A 12,841-nucleotide genomic window follows, 5' to 3' on the forward strand; every position below is an offset into this window, starting at 1 on the left:
TGCGGATCAGCCTATGCGGTTCCGGCCGCCTCGTCCGTGCGGATCTCCCCGCTGGCGGCCAGCGCGCGCCGCGTCAGCACCGGGCCCACCAGCTCGTGCGCGGTAATCATGGCGACGATGAGCACCTCCACGTGCGACCCGAACGAGGGGAAGGTCCGGGTCACCAGCGCCGCCAGCCCGAAGGTGACGCCCGCCTGGGAGATGAGCCCCATCCACAGGTAGCGCTTGAGCCGCGGGTCGTCCACGGGCGCGAGCTTGCGGCACGAGAACCAGATGGCCGCGCCGCGCAAGCCCACCAGCAGCAGCGCCACCGGCCCCACCGTCACCAGCGCGTCCAGCTTCAGCCCCGCGCCGGCCGCCGCGAAGAAGAGCGCGAACACCGGCAGTCCCGCCTGCTGAATCGCATGGTGGATGCGCTCGCCCGCGCGCTCGTCCAGGTTGGCGATGAGCGCCCCGGCCGCCAGGGAGATCAGCAGCGGTGACAGGTGCAGCCGCGCGCCGCCCTCGGCCGCCGCGAAGGACAGGCCCACCAGGAACAGCGGCAGCTCCTGCTTCACGCCGCGCATGTAGACGAGCACCGCCACCGCCAGCACGCACCCCACGCCCACCGAGCCGAACAGCTCCCACCCCACCCCGCCCAGCAACTCCGCCACGTCCAGCCCGCCACCGAAGCTCGCCTTCGTCACGCCCGCCGCCAGCGCGAAGGCCACCATGACGAACAGGTCGCCGATGATGACCAGCGCCATGAGGAACTCGGTGAAGCTGCCGCGCGCGCTCGTCTCCTGGACGATGGCGATGGTGACGGTGGGCGAGAAGGACACCACCACCGTGGCCACCAGCGCGCTCACGGCCAGCGCCTGCGTCACCGTCATGGACGCCATGAAGGGCAGCAGCGGCTTGAAGGCGAACAGGGCCCCGAAGGACACCAGGAACGTCAGGCCGCACACGCCCGCGCACAGCAACGCCACCCGCGCGCCCACCCGGCGGATGAGCCCCAGCCGCAGCTCCGTGCCCGCCACCAGCGCGATGAGGCTCACCGCCAGCCCCTTCACCAGCTCCAGGCCCTTCACACCCGCGTTGGGGATGAAGCCCAGCGCATACGGGCCCACCGCCACGCCCACCAGCAGGTAGCCCGTGAGCCGGGGCAGCCCCAGCCCCTTGGCCACCTTCCCCGCGAACAGGCCGCACAACAGCAGCGCGCCCGCCGCCAGCGTCACCGGCGTGCCCGCATCCGCGCGCAGCACCTGTGCCCGGCTGATGATGGCCAGCAGCACCACCAGCAGCCCCAGCCGGATGATGGCGCCCTTCATGTCGCCACCTCCACGTCCGGCTGTGCTCGCGCGGGCGCCTGCGCGGGACCCAGCACCTGGCGGAAGGCCTGGCCGGCGAGCAGCTCGTTCACCACCGCGCCCACCACCACCACGTCCAGCACGCGCTGGGACAGCCCGCCGGGAACCAGCATCCCGTACTCGGCGACGAGGCACAGCGCCAGACCGCCCTGCGCGATCAGCGCGTAGCCCAGCCGCGGGGGCAGCTCCAGCGTGCTCCCCGCGAGCCGCTGCGCCAGCTTCCCGCCCAGCACCTTGCCCAGGAAGCGCAGGCCCACGAAGCCCGGCACCAGCGCCCACGCGCTCCAGTCACGCGCGTGCACCGCGCAGCCCACCAGGAACACCAGCACCAGGAACGCGGGCCGCTCCACCCGGGCCAGCGCGCGCGACACCCGCTCCGCCGTGCGCCCGCCCACCAGCGCCAGCGTGGCGCCGCACGCCACCCCCGCCAGCAGCGCGGACACGCGCAGGTACGCCGCCGCGCCCGCCACCAGCGCCACCCCGCCCAGCGTCACGGTGGTCAGCTCCGCCGGGTCCTTCAGCGAGTGCGTGAGGAAGGCCAGCAGCGCCCCGCACAGCACGCCCAGCAGCACCGCCAGGCACACCAGGCCCAGGCCCTCGCCCAGGTTGCTTGCCGCGCCCAGCACCAGCGCCAGCGCCAGCACGCCCATGCCCACCGCGTCGTCCAGCATCGTCAGGAGCGCCACGCCCAGCCCGCGCGCGCGGTCCATCCGCCCGGCGCGGTACGCCAGCACCGCGAAGTGGCCGGAGGACAGGCTCGCCGCCGCGCCGAGAAGTGCCGCCGCTCCCACGGCCGCCTGCGGCGACAGCCCGGAGGTGAGCAGCAGGGGCGCCACCAGCGGCAGCGCCACGAAGAAGAAGGCCGTGCCCGCGTGCGCGAGCGCCGCCGAATACACCGGCCGCGGCAACAGCCGCAGCAGCCGGGGCTCCAGGTTGAGCCCGAGGATGACACCCGCGATGCCCAGGCCGAGCGCCATCATCGGGCGCAGGCTCTCCAGGTTGCCCGGGGTGAGCAGCCCCACCACGGATGGACCGAGGAGGATGCCCATGAGCAGGAACAGGAAGCCGCTGGCCGCCAGCCTCGCCAGCGCCGGGAAGCGCCCGGGGTCCAGCCCTCTGCTGGAGGCGAGCAGCGATAGCGCCGCGATGGAGAGGAGGACGAGCAGCGCTTGCACAGACTGTGCTTACACCGCTCCGTCCCTCACGTCACGAGCGCCGGTGCGTGGGCGCCGAGATTACCGGTAGGGCGACCAGGCGGCCCATGGGCGGGTCGTCCGCATCCATCTCCAGCTGTACGCGCTGCACCAGCCGCTCCATCTCCTCGGCGGAGACGGCGGGCAGCAGGCTGACCAGGAGGACACGGTCCTCGTCCGCGCCCAGCGCGAGGCTGCGAAGGCCCGCGAACACGGGCACCTCAGCGGACAATGCAGCCGCCGCGCTCCGGGCGCGAACCACCAACGGCTCCGGAATGCCAAACTCCCGGAGCCGGCGGATGGCCCGCTCGGTCCCCTCCAATTGTTCGAGGAACGTGATGACCAAGTACACGCGGCCGTCTTAGCGGGTCCGCGCGCCTGACGCCACGCTACTCGTTGCCTTGGCCCTGACCGGCCGGCTCCGAAGCCGGAGGAGTCGGCGCCGCGGGAGCCGCGCCTTCCTGCGGGGCCTGGCCCTCACCGCCGGGGGCGGCAGCCATCGCGGCGCGAGCCGCGCGCTTGCCCTCTTCGATGAGCTTCTTCACCTTCTGCCCGCCCTTGCGGCCGATCTCCTCGTAGAAGTTCGGCCCGCGGGTGGCCTTGACGCGGTCACCACCCTTCTTGCCGATCTCCTCGTAGAACTTCGCGCCGCGCTCGGCCTTGACCGTCTCGCCGCCCTTGCGGCCGATCTCCTCGTAGAAGGAGCGGCCCCGCTCGGCCTTGACCGTCGCGCCGCCCTTGCGACCGATGGTCTCGTAGAACTCCCGGCCTCGCTCGTTGCGGACAGTCTCGCCGCCCTTACGCCCTGCCTCGGCCACCGTCATGCTGCCCTTGTTGTCCTTGTCCGACATATCGCCATCTCCTCTCGTGACTGCCACCCGACCCGCGCCTCGGTGCCCCTTGCCTGAAACCTTGGGACGGAAGCGCCCCGATGCAAGCAAGCTCCGTACACCGCCAGCCGTTCGCGCCTCACACACCACACAAAAACCCGAATGATTTCGAGCGGTTGCATACGCCTGCCGAGCATTCGTGCCGGGCGTTGGCCCGCCCGGCAGGACGCTTCATTGTTGGAAACACCCCACTGCACATTGCCGATTCCCGACCCACCCTCCACCTTCTGCCAACGGCGCGTCCGGCGATCGGGCCGCGGGGGAGGCACGGCGTGGCGCAGTCGGCGAAGAGTTGGCTTCGGGTCCTGGCACCGATGCTCGTCTCGGTGGGAGGCCTGGTGATGCTCCGGCTCCTCGGGCCGGACTTCATCGACCAGAAGCGCATCGCCTCCGTCCTGGAGCCGTTCGGCGACGCAGCTCCCCTGGCCTACGTCGCCTTCCTCGCGATCCGCCCGGTGACGCTGCTACCCGGTCAGCTCCTGACCGCGGTGGGCGGGATGATGTTCGGGACGCTCGCAGCGACCCTCTATTCACTAACGGGCAGCTTCCTGTCTGCCATGTTGCTCTTCGGGGTGGCGCGCAAGCTGGGCACCCGGCCGATGAAGCGCCTGGCCGGCGGCAAATATCCGGCGCTGGTGCGGGCCGCGAGGCGCCACGACTTCCTCTTCGCGCTGATGGCGTGCATCAACCCGCTGTGCCCCACGGACGTCATGCTGGTGGCGGCGGCGGCCAGCGGCGCGCGGCTGTGGCCCCTGATTGCCGGCGTCATGCTGGGGACCATTCCCGGCACCTTCCTCACCGCGCAGTTCGGCAGCGGACTGGCGCAGGGCCGCACGGTGATGACGGCCGTCTCGGCGGTGGGGCTGGTGGTGTCGCTGGTGCTCGGAGTGTTCATCGGCAGGCGCTTCTACAAGGAAATCAACGACGCGCCGGAGGAGGACCCGGACGCGCCGGCCCACGCCGCGTCGGAGGCTGCCCAGGACGAGAGTCCCGGGACACCGGTGCGCCCGGGGCATGCGAAGCAGGATGGCGTACCCGCCACCTGGTAGAGCCCCGGCTCATCTCGTTGGACGCGCCTGGCGGCTGAAAGGTTCCCGACTACGCGCGGCCCCCGGGTCGCAGCTCCTCCGACAGCAGCTGCAGGAGCGCCTGCACCCGCGGCACGGACTGCCTCCCGGGGAGGCACAGCGCATGGACGGGAGGGCCCTCGGCGGAGTGCTCCGCGAGCACCTCCACCAGCCGCCCGTCGCGCGCGCGCTCGTCGAGCATGAAGTCCAGCACCTGGCACAGGCCGGCTCCCGCCGCGGCGAGGTCCAGCAGCGCGGGGCCGTGATTCACGTCCATGGCCGGCCGCGTGCGCACCGCTTCCGACGGGCCTCCGGGCGCGCGGCGGAAGACCCACTCGCGCGCCAGGCCGCGCGGATCCACGAACTTCAGGCACGGGTGGTGCGCCAGATCCTCCGGATGCGCGGGGGTGCCATGGCGCGCGAGGTGCGCGGGCGCGGCCAGCGTCACCCAGCGCGTGGACAACAGCCGCCGCGCCACGAGGCTGGAGTCCTCCAGCTCCCCCACGCGGATGGCCACGTCGATGTGCTCGTCCACCATGCGGCTGAAGCGATCATCCAGGCGGACGTGGAGCGTGAGCTGTGGGTAGCGGGCCTGGAGCCTCGCGAGCCGGGGCAGCACCACCGGCGCGAGGATGTGCGTCAGCGTCACCGTGAGCGGCCCCCGGGGGGCCTGCTGCGTCCGGGCCACCGTCTCCCTCGCCGCCCTCACCTGCGCCACCGCCTCGCGAGCGCGCTCGAGGAACTCCGCGCCCTCGGGCGTGAGGGCCACCTGCCGGGACGTGCGCTCCAGCAGCCTCGCGCCCACGTCCTCCTCCAGCCGGCGCACCGCCTTGCTCACCGCCGCCGTGGTGACGCCGAGCCGCGCCGCCGCCTTCCGGAAGCTGCGCTCCTCGGCCACGTGGAGGAATGGGAGGACGCCCGCGAACAGGTCCATGGGGCCGGATTGTCAACTTGAAGTTGATGATGGTTCAACCCCCGCGTGCTCGATGCGCGCCGGGTTGACGGTTAGGTTGCCGCCAACCACGAAGCAGGAGGACCTCATGAAGATTGCCATCCTGGGCACGGGCATCGTCGGCGACACGCTGGGCAGCAAGCTGGTGGAGCTGGGCCACGAGGTGCGCATGGGCTCGCGCACGGCGAACCACGAGAAGGCGGTGGCGTGGACGAAGAAGGCCGGGGGCCGCGCATCGCAGGGCACCTTCGCGGACGCGGCGGCCTTCGCGGAGCTGGTCTTCAACTGCACCGCCGGCACGGCCTCGCTGGAGGCGCTGAAGCTGGCGGGAGAGAAGAACCTGGCCGGCAAGGTGCTGGTGGACGTGTCCAACCCGCTCGACTTCTCCAAGGGCTTCCCGCCCACGCTCTCCGTCTCCAACACGGACTCGCTGGGCGAGCAGCTCCAGCGCGCCTTTCCGGACGTGAAGGTGGTCAAGAGCCTCAACACCGTCACCGCCACCGTCATGGTGAATCCGGCGAAGCTGTCCGCGCCGACGGACATCTTCGTCGCCGGCAACGACGCCGGGGCGAAGAAGCAGGTGACGCAGCTGCTCACGGAGGGCTTCGGTTGGAAGCGCGTCGTCGACCTGGGCGACATCACCGCGGCGCGCGCCACCGAGGGACACATGCTGATGTGGCTCCGGCTCTACCAGTCGCTCGGCACGTTCGAGTTCAACGTGCAGATCGTCCGGGCCTGAGGCCGGGCGTCGGCTTCACCTTCACGGGTTGCGCAACATCCACCCCGCGGCCAGCGCTCCGGCCGCGGAAGCGAAGGCGCCCCACCCAGCTCCCGGGTAGCCCGCCGCGTACTGCAGGACGCCCAGCAGCAGCCCCAGCGCCGCGACTCCCGCGAAACCACGGCGGACCCATGGGCGGAATGAGGGCATCCGGCCCACCGTGACGGCCGCAAGCCAGCCGAAGCCGTTGGCCAGCAACATGCCCAGGTACATGAGGATGGGCCCCTTGAACCGGAACCAGTCCAACCCTCCCACGAGCGGAGTGGGCTCGAATCCCGGCGGGACATCCACGGAGCCGAAGGGGAACCAAGCCTGATCAGGCACGTACCCCATCGTGTAGAAGGCGAGCTGGAACACGGCCGCGAAGAAGAGCGTGACGGCCATGGCCAACCACGGCACGGGCAGGGTCCGGTGCTCCCACCGGCGCACGGCCTCCAGCCGCTCCGGAGGCACGCGCAGGGCCTCGGGGTAGCCCAGGCTCAGCAGGGTCTGCGTGGCCGCGATGCTGGCCGGCAGCCCCTCCTCGTCCACGAGCCCATCCAGGTCCCCAGCCTCCATCAGTCGCTGGAGCCCGGCCGCGGTCTCTTCCGTCCCTGCCTCCGAGGGCAGCCGCGCGATGAGCGCATTGATGGCCCCGGCCATGCCGGGCCGGCGCAGGTCCGGCGCCGTCGACGCCTCACGGGCGAGCGAGGTGATGAGGTCCATCAGCCCCGTGCTCTCGGGCTCGGAGGTGTTCTCGTGCTGGGAGACCTGACTTCCGCGCATGGCGTCGGACGAGGAACGCATGACCGTGGGCTGACCTCTCGCGCCCTGAGCGGCGCACCGCCCCATTCTACGAACGGCGCCCCACCACCGCACAACGCCGGGCCTCACGCGGGGGGCGTCCGCTCACTGCGTTCCTCTGGCCACATGCCGCGTCCTGAAGGCCACGGGCCGCTTCCTCCTGACCACAGAGGTCGGTTGCCATGACGGAGTCCCGGTCCATCTCCGCCAATGCGCGCAGGACCTCGGAGTCTTCGGGTCCCTCCCTTGCAGACCAACAGGCCCCATGCGAATCCCGCGTCTCGCGGCGCTCCTGCTCTTCGTCGCCTGTGGCAGCGGGCCTGCTTCCACTCCGCCGCCCTTCAAGGCCATGACGCACAACGTCCTCAGCACTTCCTCGTTCGAGGGAGTGGAGAAGTCCGTGGACGTCATCGAAGCGGCGAAGCCGGACATCCTCTGCCTGCAAGAGCTGACACCCCGCTTCGCATGGGCCTTCGAGCGGAGGCTGGGCAAGGAGTACTCGCAACGGCGCTTCGTGCCCCAGAGAGACACCTGGGGCGTGGGCATCGCCACCCGGCACCGGCTGTTGCGCACGGCGGTCTTTCCTCAGCGGCCCCATCGGATGCCAGCCATGGAAGCGGATGTGCTCGTGAACGGGCGCCGGCTCAAGGTGGTGTGTGTCCACCTGAGGGAACGGGACGCGCGGCACGCGAAGGATGATGACCTGCTTGAGTCCCTGCCGGAGAACGCGGACCTGGGCGACAGACAGAGCAAGGCGCTGGTGGACCGCTATGCGAAGGAGAAGACCCCGCTGCTGCTGCTCGGGGACATGAACGAGGGGCGCGGGGGCCCGGCAATGAAGGCCTTTGCCAGCGCGGGCTTCACCCATGCCTGCGACGGACCGGACGCGAGCTGCGGCGCAACCTGGCCCGCGACGGACACGATGTTCTTCGGCGACCCGGAAATCGACCACATCCTCGGGCGAGGGCTCGCCCTGTCCGGCTCACGGGTCCTGGACCCGGGGGGCTCTGACCATTTCGCGCTCGGGGCCCTCTTCGACTTCGCACCTTGAGGCATTGGGCGTGGCCCCCTGGTGGAAACGCGCAGGGCCGGAGAACATCCGAGGGGCGACCGCCATGTCCCAGCCCGACTGCGCCTACGAGACGCCCGACAGTCCCCACGCCCGGCCCCCGGGCATCGAGCGCTTCTTCATCCACGGTCGCCGCTTCGCCGCGGACATGCACCACCACCCCGTCTGGGAGATTGGGCTCCTGGAGGCCGGCGTCGTCACCACGGAGACGGACTCGCGCCTGTACACGCAGGGCGCGGGCTCGCACGGGGCCCTCTTCTTCGTCCCGCCCGGAGCGCCGCACGCGGCCTCCGCGGACCCGCGTCACTTGCCCACGCTGCGCAGCCTGCACCTGGAGCCCCACGTCGTCACCCGGGCGCTGGAGGGCCTCTCCCGCCGCCCCGTGCGGCTGCCCTCCGAAGTCACGGCCCTGGAGGACGCCCGCGCCGCGCACAGCTTCCTGCGCTTCCACCAACGCCTCGGCGAGGGCGCGTCCGCGCTCGAACGGGAGACGTGGTTGGTGGAGGCCCTGGTGGACCTCTTCGTGCTGCATGACGGAGAGGCCGTGCTCTACCCCGTGGGCCTGGAGGCGCGGGCCGTGCGCCGCGCCCGCGAGTACCTGCACGCCCACGCCAACGAGCGCGTGTTGCTGGAGGACCTGTCCGGCGCGGTGGGACTGAGCAAGTACCACCTGGCACGAGTCTTCGCGCGAGAGACGGGCCTGCCGCCGCACACGTACGTGCAGCGGCTCCGTCTCGCGCGCGCCCTGCCCCTGTTGCGCCAGGGCGCGCCCGCGGGCGAGGTGGCGTACGAATTGGGCTTCGCCGACCAGGCCCACTTCGCGCGCACCTTCAAGGACTCGTATGGCCTGACGCCCCGGGCCTACGCACGGGGCGCCTGAGCCTCGCGAAAACGAGGCAGCAAGATTCTTCAATAACGCCCGCGCCCCCGCTGACACCTTGCCTCCCGTTCGCTCATGAACGCGGAGGAAGACCATGAAGGCATCGAGTGTGAGCATCCTGGGCAGTGCGCTGTGCATCCTGGCGTGTGGAGGAGTCCTCGGGTGCTCGGAAGAAGAGGAGCCCCAGCCCACGCCGTCGCGCGACGGGGTGACGGAGATTGCGCTGCCGGGCAATGACTTCTACCCGGAGGGCATCGCCGCCAGCGCGGACAACACCCTCTACGTGGGCAGCCTGATGACGGGCCAGATTGTCCGCATCCGTCCGGGTAGGAGCGAGGCGGAGGAGTTCGTCGCCCCGCGCTCCATCGTCACCGGCACCGTGGGCCTGCACGTGCAGGAGGACAAGCAGTACCTGTGGCTGTGCAGCAACGTCTTCGGCACCTCCAACGCGCCGGAGCTCATCGCCGTGAGCCTGTCCACGGGACAGGCCGTCCACCGGCACGTCTTCCCCGCGCAGGAGGGCGCGGGCTCCGGCTTCTGCAACGAGATTGCGCAGGACAAGGCAGGCAACCTCTACGCGACGGACAGCTTCCTCGGGCGCATCGTCCGCGTGCCTGCGGGGAAGCTGGACACCGACAACTCGGCGGAGGTCTGGGCGCGCTCCGACGCCTTCTACGGGCCGCAGGGCCAGTTCGGCCTCAACGGGCTCACGTATGACGGGGCGTCCACGCTCTTCGCGGTGAAGACGGCGGACGGGAAGCTGTTCCGCATCCCCATCGGCACGGGCGGCGCCGCGGGCACGGTGCAGGAGGTGACGCTGGACCGGCCGCTGGTGGGGCCGGACGGGCTGAAGTACTCCGCGTCGGCGGGGCTCGTGGTGTCCGAGCAGTACGCCACGGCCGTGTCGCGCATCGCCCTGTCGGCGGACGGACGCGGCACGGTGACGAAGCTCCTGGAAGGGCTCAAGGACCCCACCTCCGTGGAGCTGGCCGAGGGCAGCGCCTGGGTCTCCGAGAGCCAGCTGACGCACCTCACCAGCGCCAACCCGCCGCCGCTGACGCTGCCCTTCTACGTCCGCCGCGTGTCCCTGCCGAAGCAGTAACGGGGGCGGCTACGCATGCAGCGGGGGCACCGAGTACGGCCCCGGCTGCTGCGGCAGGCTCTCGCCCGGGCCCACGCCCGTGGGCTGCATGGCGGAGCGGGCCATCTCCTCGCCGTGCCGCATGCGCATGCGAATCATCTCCGGCGAGAAGTCGAGCGTGTTCCCCAGCGGCTTCGCCGGCTCGATGACGGTGATACGGCAGTACCGGTAGGGCGTGCCGTCGGGACGGCGCAGCGACACGCCCTCGTCGTACGCCTGGCGGACGATGTCGTTGATGCGGACGAAGGTCTCCACGTCGTTGAGGAGGATCTCGCTGATGGTGATGTCGGTGAGGGCACGCACGGCCACGTCGAGGATGTTGCCCGGGGCCTTCACCGGTTCAACCTTCTGCGAGGAGCAGGAGATGACGACGATCTCCGTCGGGCCGTACTCCAGCGCGTCTCCCAGCGGCGTGACGTTGCGCAGGCCGCCGTCGACGAGGTAGGCGGAGCCGACGGGCTCCCAGATGACGGGCATGGTGGCGCTCTGCCACACGGCCTCCAGGAAGTCCTTCGCGTCACTGGAGACCAGCTCGTACATCCCGGACGTCAGCGACACGCGGCCCACGTGCGCCGGCACCGCGTAGGGGCGACCCGTGGCGTTCTTCAGGATGAAGTCCCGCAGCGGCGTGCCGTCGTACAGCCCCAGCTTGCGCAGCAGCCCGATGCGGATGGCGATGACGGCCCAGGGGAACCGCCGGTACACGTCCGACTCGCGGATGTTGAGCCAGATGTCGTTCAGCTCCTTGTAGGCCTGCTGCGCCACCAGCGTGGCGTTGAGCGCGCCGACGGAGACGCCGAAGACGCGCTCCCACTGGAAGCCATGCACCTCGCGCAGGACGCGCTCGGCCCCCACCTGGAAGGCGCCCTTCGCGCCACCACCTGAGAGCACCAGCGTTGCGGGACGGTCCGTCATGGCCATGTCACACCTCCGAGTGGAGAAGGGATAGGCGCGAGGCGCTGGCGGGGAAATCGCCCCCGGGCGCGGCCGTGTGTCCACCGCGCGCCAGAGCTCAGCCCACCATCAGCGCGAGCGTCGCCTCCAGCTCGTCCACTCGGAACGGCTTGATGAGCCGCGGGTTCTTCACGTGCTCCAGGAAGTGACGGGCGCCCGGGGTGAAGGCCCCGCCCGTCATGAAGATCATCCTGCGCGCCTGTTCCGGATGGGCGGCGAGCACGGCCTCGAAGAGCTGCTCGCCCGTCATCTCCGGCATCATCAGGTCGCAGAGGATGGCATCGAAGAGTGGCCCGGCGTGGATGAGCTCCAGCGCCTCCCGGGCCTGCAGGGTGCGCGTCACGTTGTGCTCTTCCTCGAGCAACATCCCCAGCGTCAGCGCCAGCTTCGGCTCATCATCCACGATGAGGATGCGCCCCCGGCGGGTGGGCTTGCGCGGGGACCGACGCACCGGGAGCAGGGCCCCCGATGAGGACCCGGCGGGCGCCGCGGGAATCCGGACACGGAAGAGGCTGCCCCGTCCCAGCTCGCTCTCCACCGAGAGCTCACCGCCCATGCGAGTCACCAGACTCTGGCTGATGCTGAGCCCCAACCCCAGCCCCTGACCTTCCGGCTGGGTGGTGAAGAACGGGTCGAAGATGCGACCCAGCCGCTCAGGGGGGATGCCCTGGCCGGTGTCGCTGACCTCCACCACCACCCAGCTCCCCTCGTTCCGGGTGACGACGCGGACTTCGTGCTGGTCCGCGCGGCCCTCCGGAATCGCGCGCGCCGCGTTCACCAGCAGGTTGAGGAACACCTGCCCCAGTCGCCCCTCGTTGGCCAGCACCGGGGACACGCTCGCCTCGTCCCGCACGAGCTTCGCGCGGTGGCGGATCTCCCCGTGGGCCATCCGGATGGAGCGCCCCAGCACCTCGCGCACGTCCACGTGCTCGCGGTGCTCCTCCTCCGCGCGGGCGAAGGTGTGCAGATCCCGCACGATGGTGCGCAACTGCTCGGTGCCCACCGCCGCGTCCACCAGCAGGTTCTGCACCTCGCTCCTGGCGGCCCCCACGACGCCCTCCCCCACCCGGAGCCGGGCCAGCTCCAGACACTGGGCGATGAACGCCAGCGGGTTGTTCAGCTCGTGCGCCACCCCGGCCGCCAGCGTTCCCAGCGAGGCCAGCCGCTCGGCGAGCGCCAGCCGCGCTTGCGTCTCCCGCAGCTCGGTGATGTCGACCATCGCCACCCGGCACACCTGGCCGCCCTGTGGCGCTCCGCTCGGAAAGGGCGCGGTGTGCAGCCGGACCTCCGCCCGCCTCCCCGCGATGCGCAGCTTCAGCTCCAGGCTCCCGACGCCGCCCTCCGCCACGCAGCGGCGCACGTGCTGGAGGAAGCGGCCCGTGTCCGCGCTCTCGACGAAGGGCACGAAGGGCTGGCCCACGAGCCGTGGGCGATCCTGATTCAACAGCTCCGCCGCCGTGAGATTCACCTCCTGGATGCAGGCCCGCGCATCCAGCGTGAGGTACGCCACCGGGGCGAAGTCATAGAGGTCCACGTAGCGGTGGTGGGACTGCTCCAGCGCCTGCTGCGCCTCACGCAGCGCGCGGTTCTGCATCTCCAGCTCTATCTGGTGGCGTTGCAGGTCCTGCACCGTGGCGGCCAGCTCATCCCGGGCGACCAGGACCGGCTCCAATTGCTCCATCGCGCGGACAAGCTCGGCCTTCGACATCAGTGCGAAGTGGCTCATCCACCCCCCCAGGACAGGTGCAACGACTACGGGTGTACCCTGCCCTGCCCCGGGGGACC

At 70.9% G+C, this 12,841-nt stretch carries 13 protein-coding genes; 5 read left to right on the forward strand and 8 right to left on the reverse strand.

From position 1 onward, the window contains the following. Positions 1-11: 11 nt before the first annotated feature. Genes G4D86_RS25565 through G4D86_RS25580 form a run of 4 tightly spaced genes read right to left on the reverse strand, consistent with a single transcriptional unit; the run spans position 12 to position 3,393 of the window. The gene (locus tag G4D86_RS25565) at positions 12-1,310 is read right to left on the reverse strand and encodes a cation:proton antiporter (RefSeq protein WP_163996635.1); all 1,299 of its coding nucleotides are present in this window, start codon (positions 1,308-1,310) and stop codon (positions 12-14) included. Then, positions 1,307-2,524, reverse strand: a complete 1,218-nt coding sequence (locus G4D86_RS25570) for a cation:proton antiporter domain-containing protein (RefSeq protein ID WP_163996636.1) — start codon at positions 2,522-2,524, stop codon at positions 1,307-1,309. The genes G4D86_RS25565 and G4D86_RS25570 overlap by 4 nt, the downstream gene beginning before the upstream one ends. 31 nt (positions 2,525-2,555) lie before the next feature. Further along, on the reverse strand, positions 2,556-2,894 hold the full coding sequence (locus tag G4D86_RS25575) for a hypothetical protein (protein ID WP_163996637.1): 339 nt from the start codon (positions 2,892-2,894) through the stop codon (positions 2,556-2,558). 37 nt (positions 2,895-2,931) lie between these two features. Continuing rightward, positions 2,932-3,393, reverse strand: coding sequence for a general stress protein (locus tag G4D86_RS25580; protein WP_163996638.1), 462 nt, complete (start codon positions 3,391-3,393; stop codon positions 2,932-2,934). Positions 3,394-3,773: 380 nt separating this feature from the next. Here G4D86_RS25580 and G4D86_RS25585 point away from each other — a divergent pair, with 380 nt between their 5' ends. Beyond that, positions 3,774-4,481: a TVP38/TMEM64 family protein gene (locus G4D86_RS25585; protein WP_240360468.1), complete on the forward strand. Its 708-nt coding sequence runs from the start codon at positions 3,774-3,776 to the stop codon at positions 4,479-4,481. 49 nt (positions 4,482-4,530) lie between these two features. Here G4D86_RS25585 and G4D86_RS25590 read toward each other — a convergent pair whose 3' ends face one another. Beyond that, complete coding sequence (locus G4D86_RS25590) at positions 4,531-5,433, reverse strand: LysR family transcriptional regulator (RefSeq protein ID WP_163996639.1); 903 nt, start codon at positions 5,431-5,433, stop codon at positions 4,531-4,533. Positions 5,434-5,539: 106 nt separating this feature from the next. Between G4D86_RS25590 and G4D86_RS25595 the strand changes: the two genes are divergently transcribed. Continuing rightward, a complete protein-coding gene (locus G4D86_RS25595; RefSeq protein ID WP_163996640.1) occupies positions 5,540-6,190 on the forward strand; it encodes an NADPH-dependent F420 reductase in 651 nt (216 codons plus the stop codon). Between the two features lie 21 nt (positions 6,191-6,211). Here G4D86_RS25595 and G4D86_RS25600 read toward each other — a convergent pair whose 3' ends face one another. Continuing rightward, positions 6,212-7,015 carry a hypothetical protein gene (locus tag G4D86_RS25600; protein ID WP_163996641.1) on the reverse strand — a complete coding sequence of 268 codons (804 nt, stop codon included), beginning with the start codon at positions 7,013-7,015 and terminating at the stop codon, positions 6,212-6,214. A 262-nt stretch (positions 7,016-7,277) separates the two neighbouring features. On the opposite strand from G4D86_RS25600, the gene G4D86_RS25605 reads away from it, so the two are divergent. The 3 genes from G4D86_RS25605 to G4D86_RS25615 all read left to right on the forward strand — a co-directional run bounded on the left by G4D86_RS25605 (position 7,278) and on the right by G4D86_RS25615 (position 10,063). Next, positions 7,278-8,063 (forward strand): endonuclease/exonuclease/phosphatase family protein, encoded by a 786-nt coding sequence (locus G4D86_RS25605; RefSeq protein ID WP_205519728.1) that lies wholly within the window; start codon positions 7,278-7,280, stop codon positions 8,061-8,063. 64 nt (positions 8,064-8,127) lie between these two features. After that, a complete protein-coding gene (locus G4D86_RS25610; RefSeq protein WP_163996642.1) occupies positions 8,128-8,961 on the forward strand; it encodes a helix-turn-helix transcriptional regulator in 834 nt (277 codons plus the stop codon). Positions 8,962-9,055: 94 nt separating this feature from the next. Continuing rightward, positions 9,056-10,063 (forward strand): SMP-30/gluconolactonase/LRE family protein, encoded by a 1,008-nt coding sequence (locus G4D86_RS25615; protein WP_163996643.1) that lies wholly within the window; start codon positions 9,056-9,058, stop codon positions 10,061-10,063. A 9-nt stretch (positions 10,064-10,072) separates the two neighbouring features. Here G4D86_RS25615 and G4D86_RS25620 read toward each other — a convergent pair whose 3' ends face one another. Next, positions 10,073-11,017 (reverse strand): patatin-like phospholipase family protein, encoded by a 945-nt coding sequence (locus tag G4D86_RS25620; protein WP_163996644.1) that lies wholly within the window; start codon positions 11,015-11,017, stop codon positions 10,073-10,075. Positions 11,018-11,114: 97 nt separating this feature from the next. Further along, positions 11,115-12,782: a hybrid sensor histidine kinase/response regulator gene (locus tag G4D86_RS25625; RefSeq protein ID WP_163996645.1), complete on the reverse strand. Its 1,668-nt coding sequence runs from the start codon at positions 12,780-12,782 to the stop codon at positions 11,115-11,117. Positions 12,783-12,841: the final 59 nt, after the last annotated feature.

This window comes from Pyxidicoccus caerfyrddinensis, from assembly GCF_010894405.1.
Classification (GTDB): domain Bacteria; phylum Myxococcota; class Myxococcia; order Myxococcales; family Myxococcaceae; genus Myxococcus; species Myxococcus caerfyrddinensis.

Excerpts from the sequence above, each read along its gene's own strand:
- G4D86_RS25565 (WP_163996635.1), bottom strand. The coding sequence starts at position 1,310 with ATGAAGGGCGCCATCATCCGGCTGGGGCTGCTGGTGGTGCTGCTGGCC.
- G4D86_RS25580 (WP_163996638.1), bottom strand. The coding sequence starts at position 3,393 with ATGTCGGACAAGGACAACAAGGGCAGCATGACGGTGGCCGAGGCAGGG.
- G4D86_RS25585 (WP_240360468.1), top strand. The coding sequence starts at position 3,774 with ATGCTCCGGCTCCTCGGGCCGGACTTCATCGACCAGAAGCGCATCGCC.
- G4D86_RS25590 (WP_163996639.1), bottom strand. The coding sequence starts at position 5,433 with ATGGACCTGTTCGCGGGCGTCCTCCCATTCCTCCACGTGGCCGAGGAG.
- G4D86_RS25595 (WP_163996640.1), top strand. The coding sequence starts at position 5,540 with ATGAAGATTGCCATCCTGGGCACGGGCATCGTCGGCGACACGCTGGGC.
- G4D86_RS25600 (WP_163996641.1), bottom strand. The coding sequence starts at position 7,015 with ATGCGTTCCTCGTCCGACGCCATGCGCGGAAGTCAGGTCTCCCAGCAC.
- G4D86_RS25605 (WP_205519728.1), top strand. The coding sequence starts at position 7,278 with ATGCGAATCCCGCGTCTCGCGGCGCTCCTGCTCTTCGTCGCCTGTGGC.
- G4D86_RS25610 (WP_163996642.1), top strand. The coding sequence starts at position 8,128 with ATGTCCCAGCCCGACTGCGCCTACGAGACGCCCGACAGTCCCCACGCC.
- G4D86_RS25615 (WP_163996643.1), top strand. The coding sequence starts at position 9,056 with ATGAAGGCATCGAGTGTGAGCATCCTGGGCAGTGCGCTGTGCATCCTG.
- G4D86_RS25620 (WP_163996644.1), bottom strand. The coding sequence starts at position 11,017 with ATGACGGACCGTCCCGCAACGCTGGTGCTCTCAGGTGGTGGCGCGAAG.
- G4D86_RS25625 (WP_163996645.1), bottom strand. The coding sequence starts at position 12,782 with ATGAGCCACTTCGCACTGATGTCGAAGGCCGAGCTTGTCCGCGCGATG.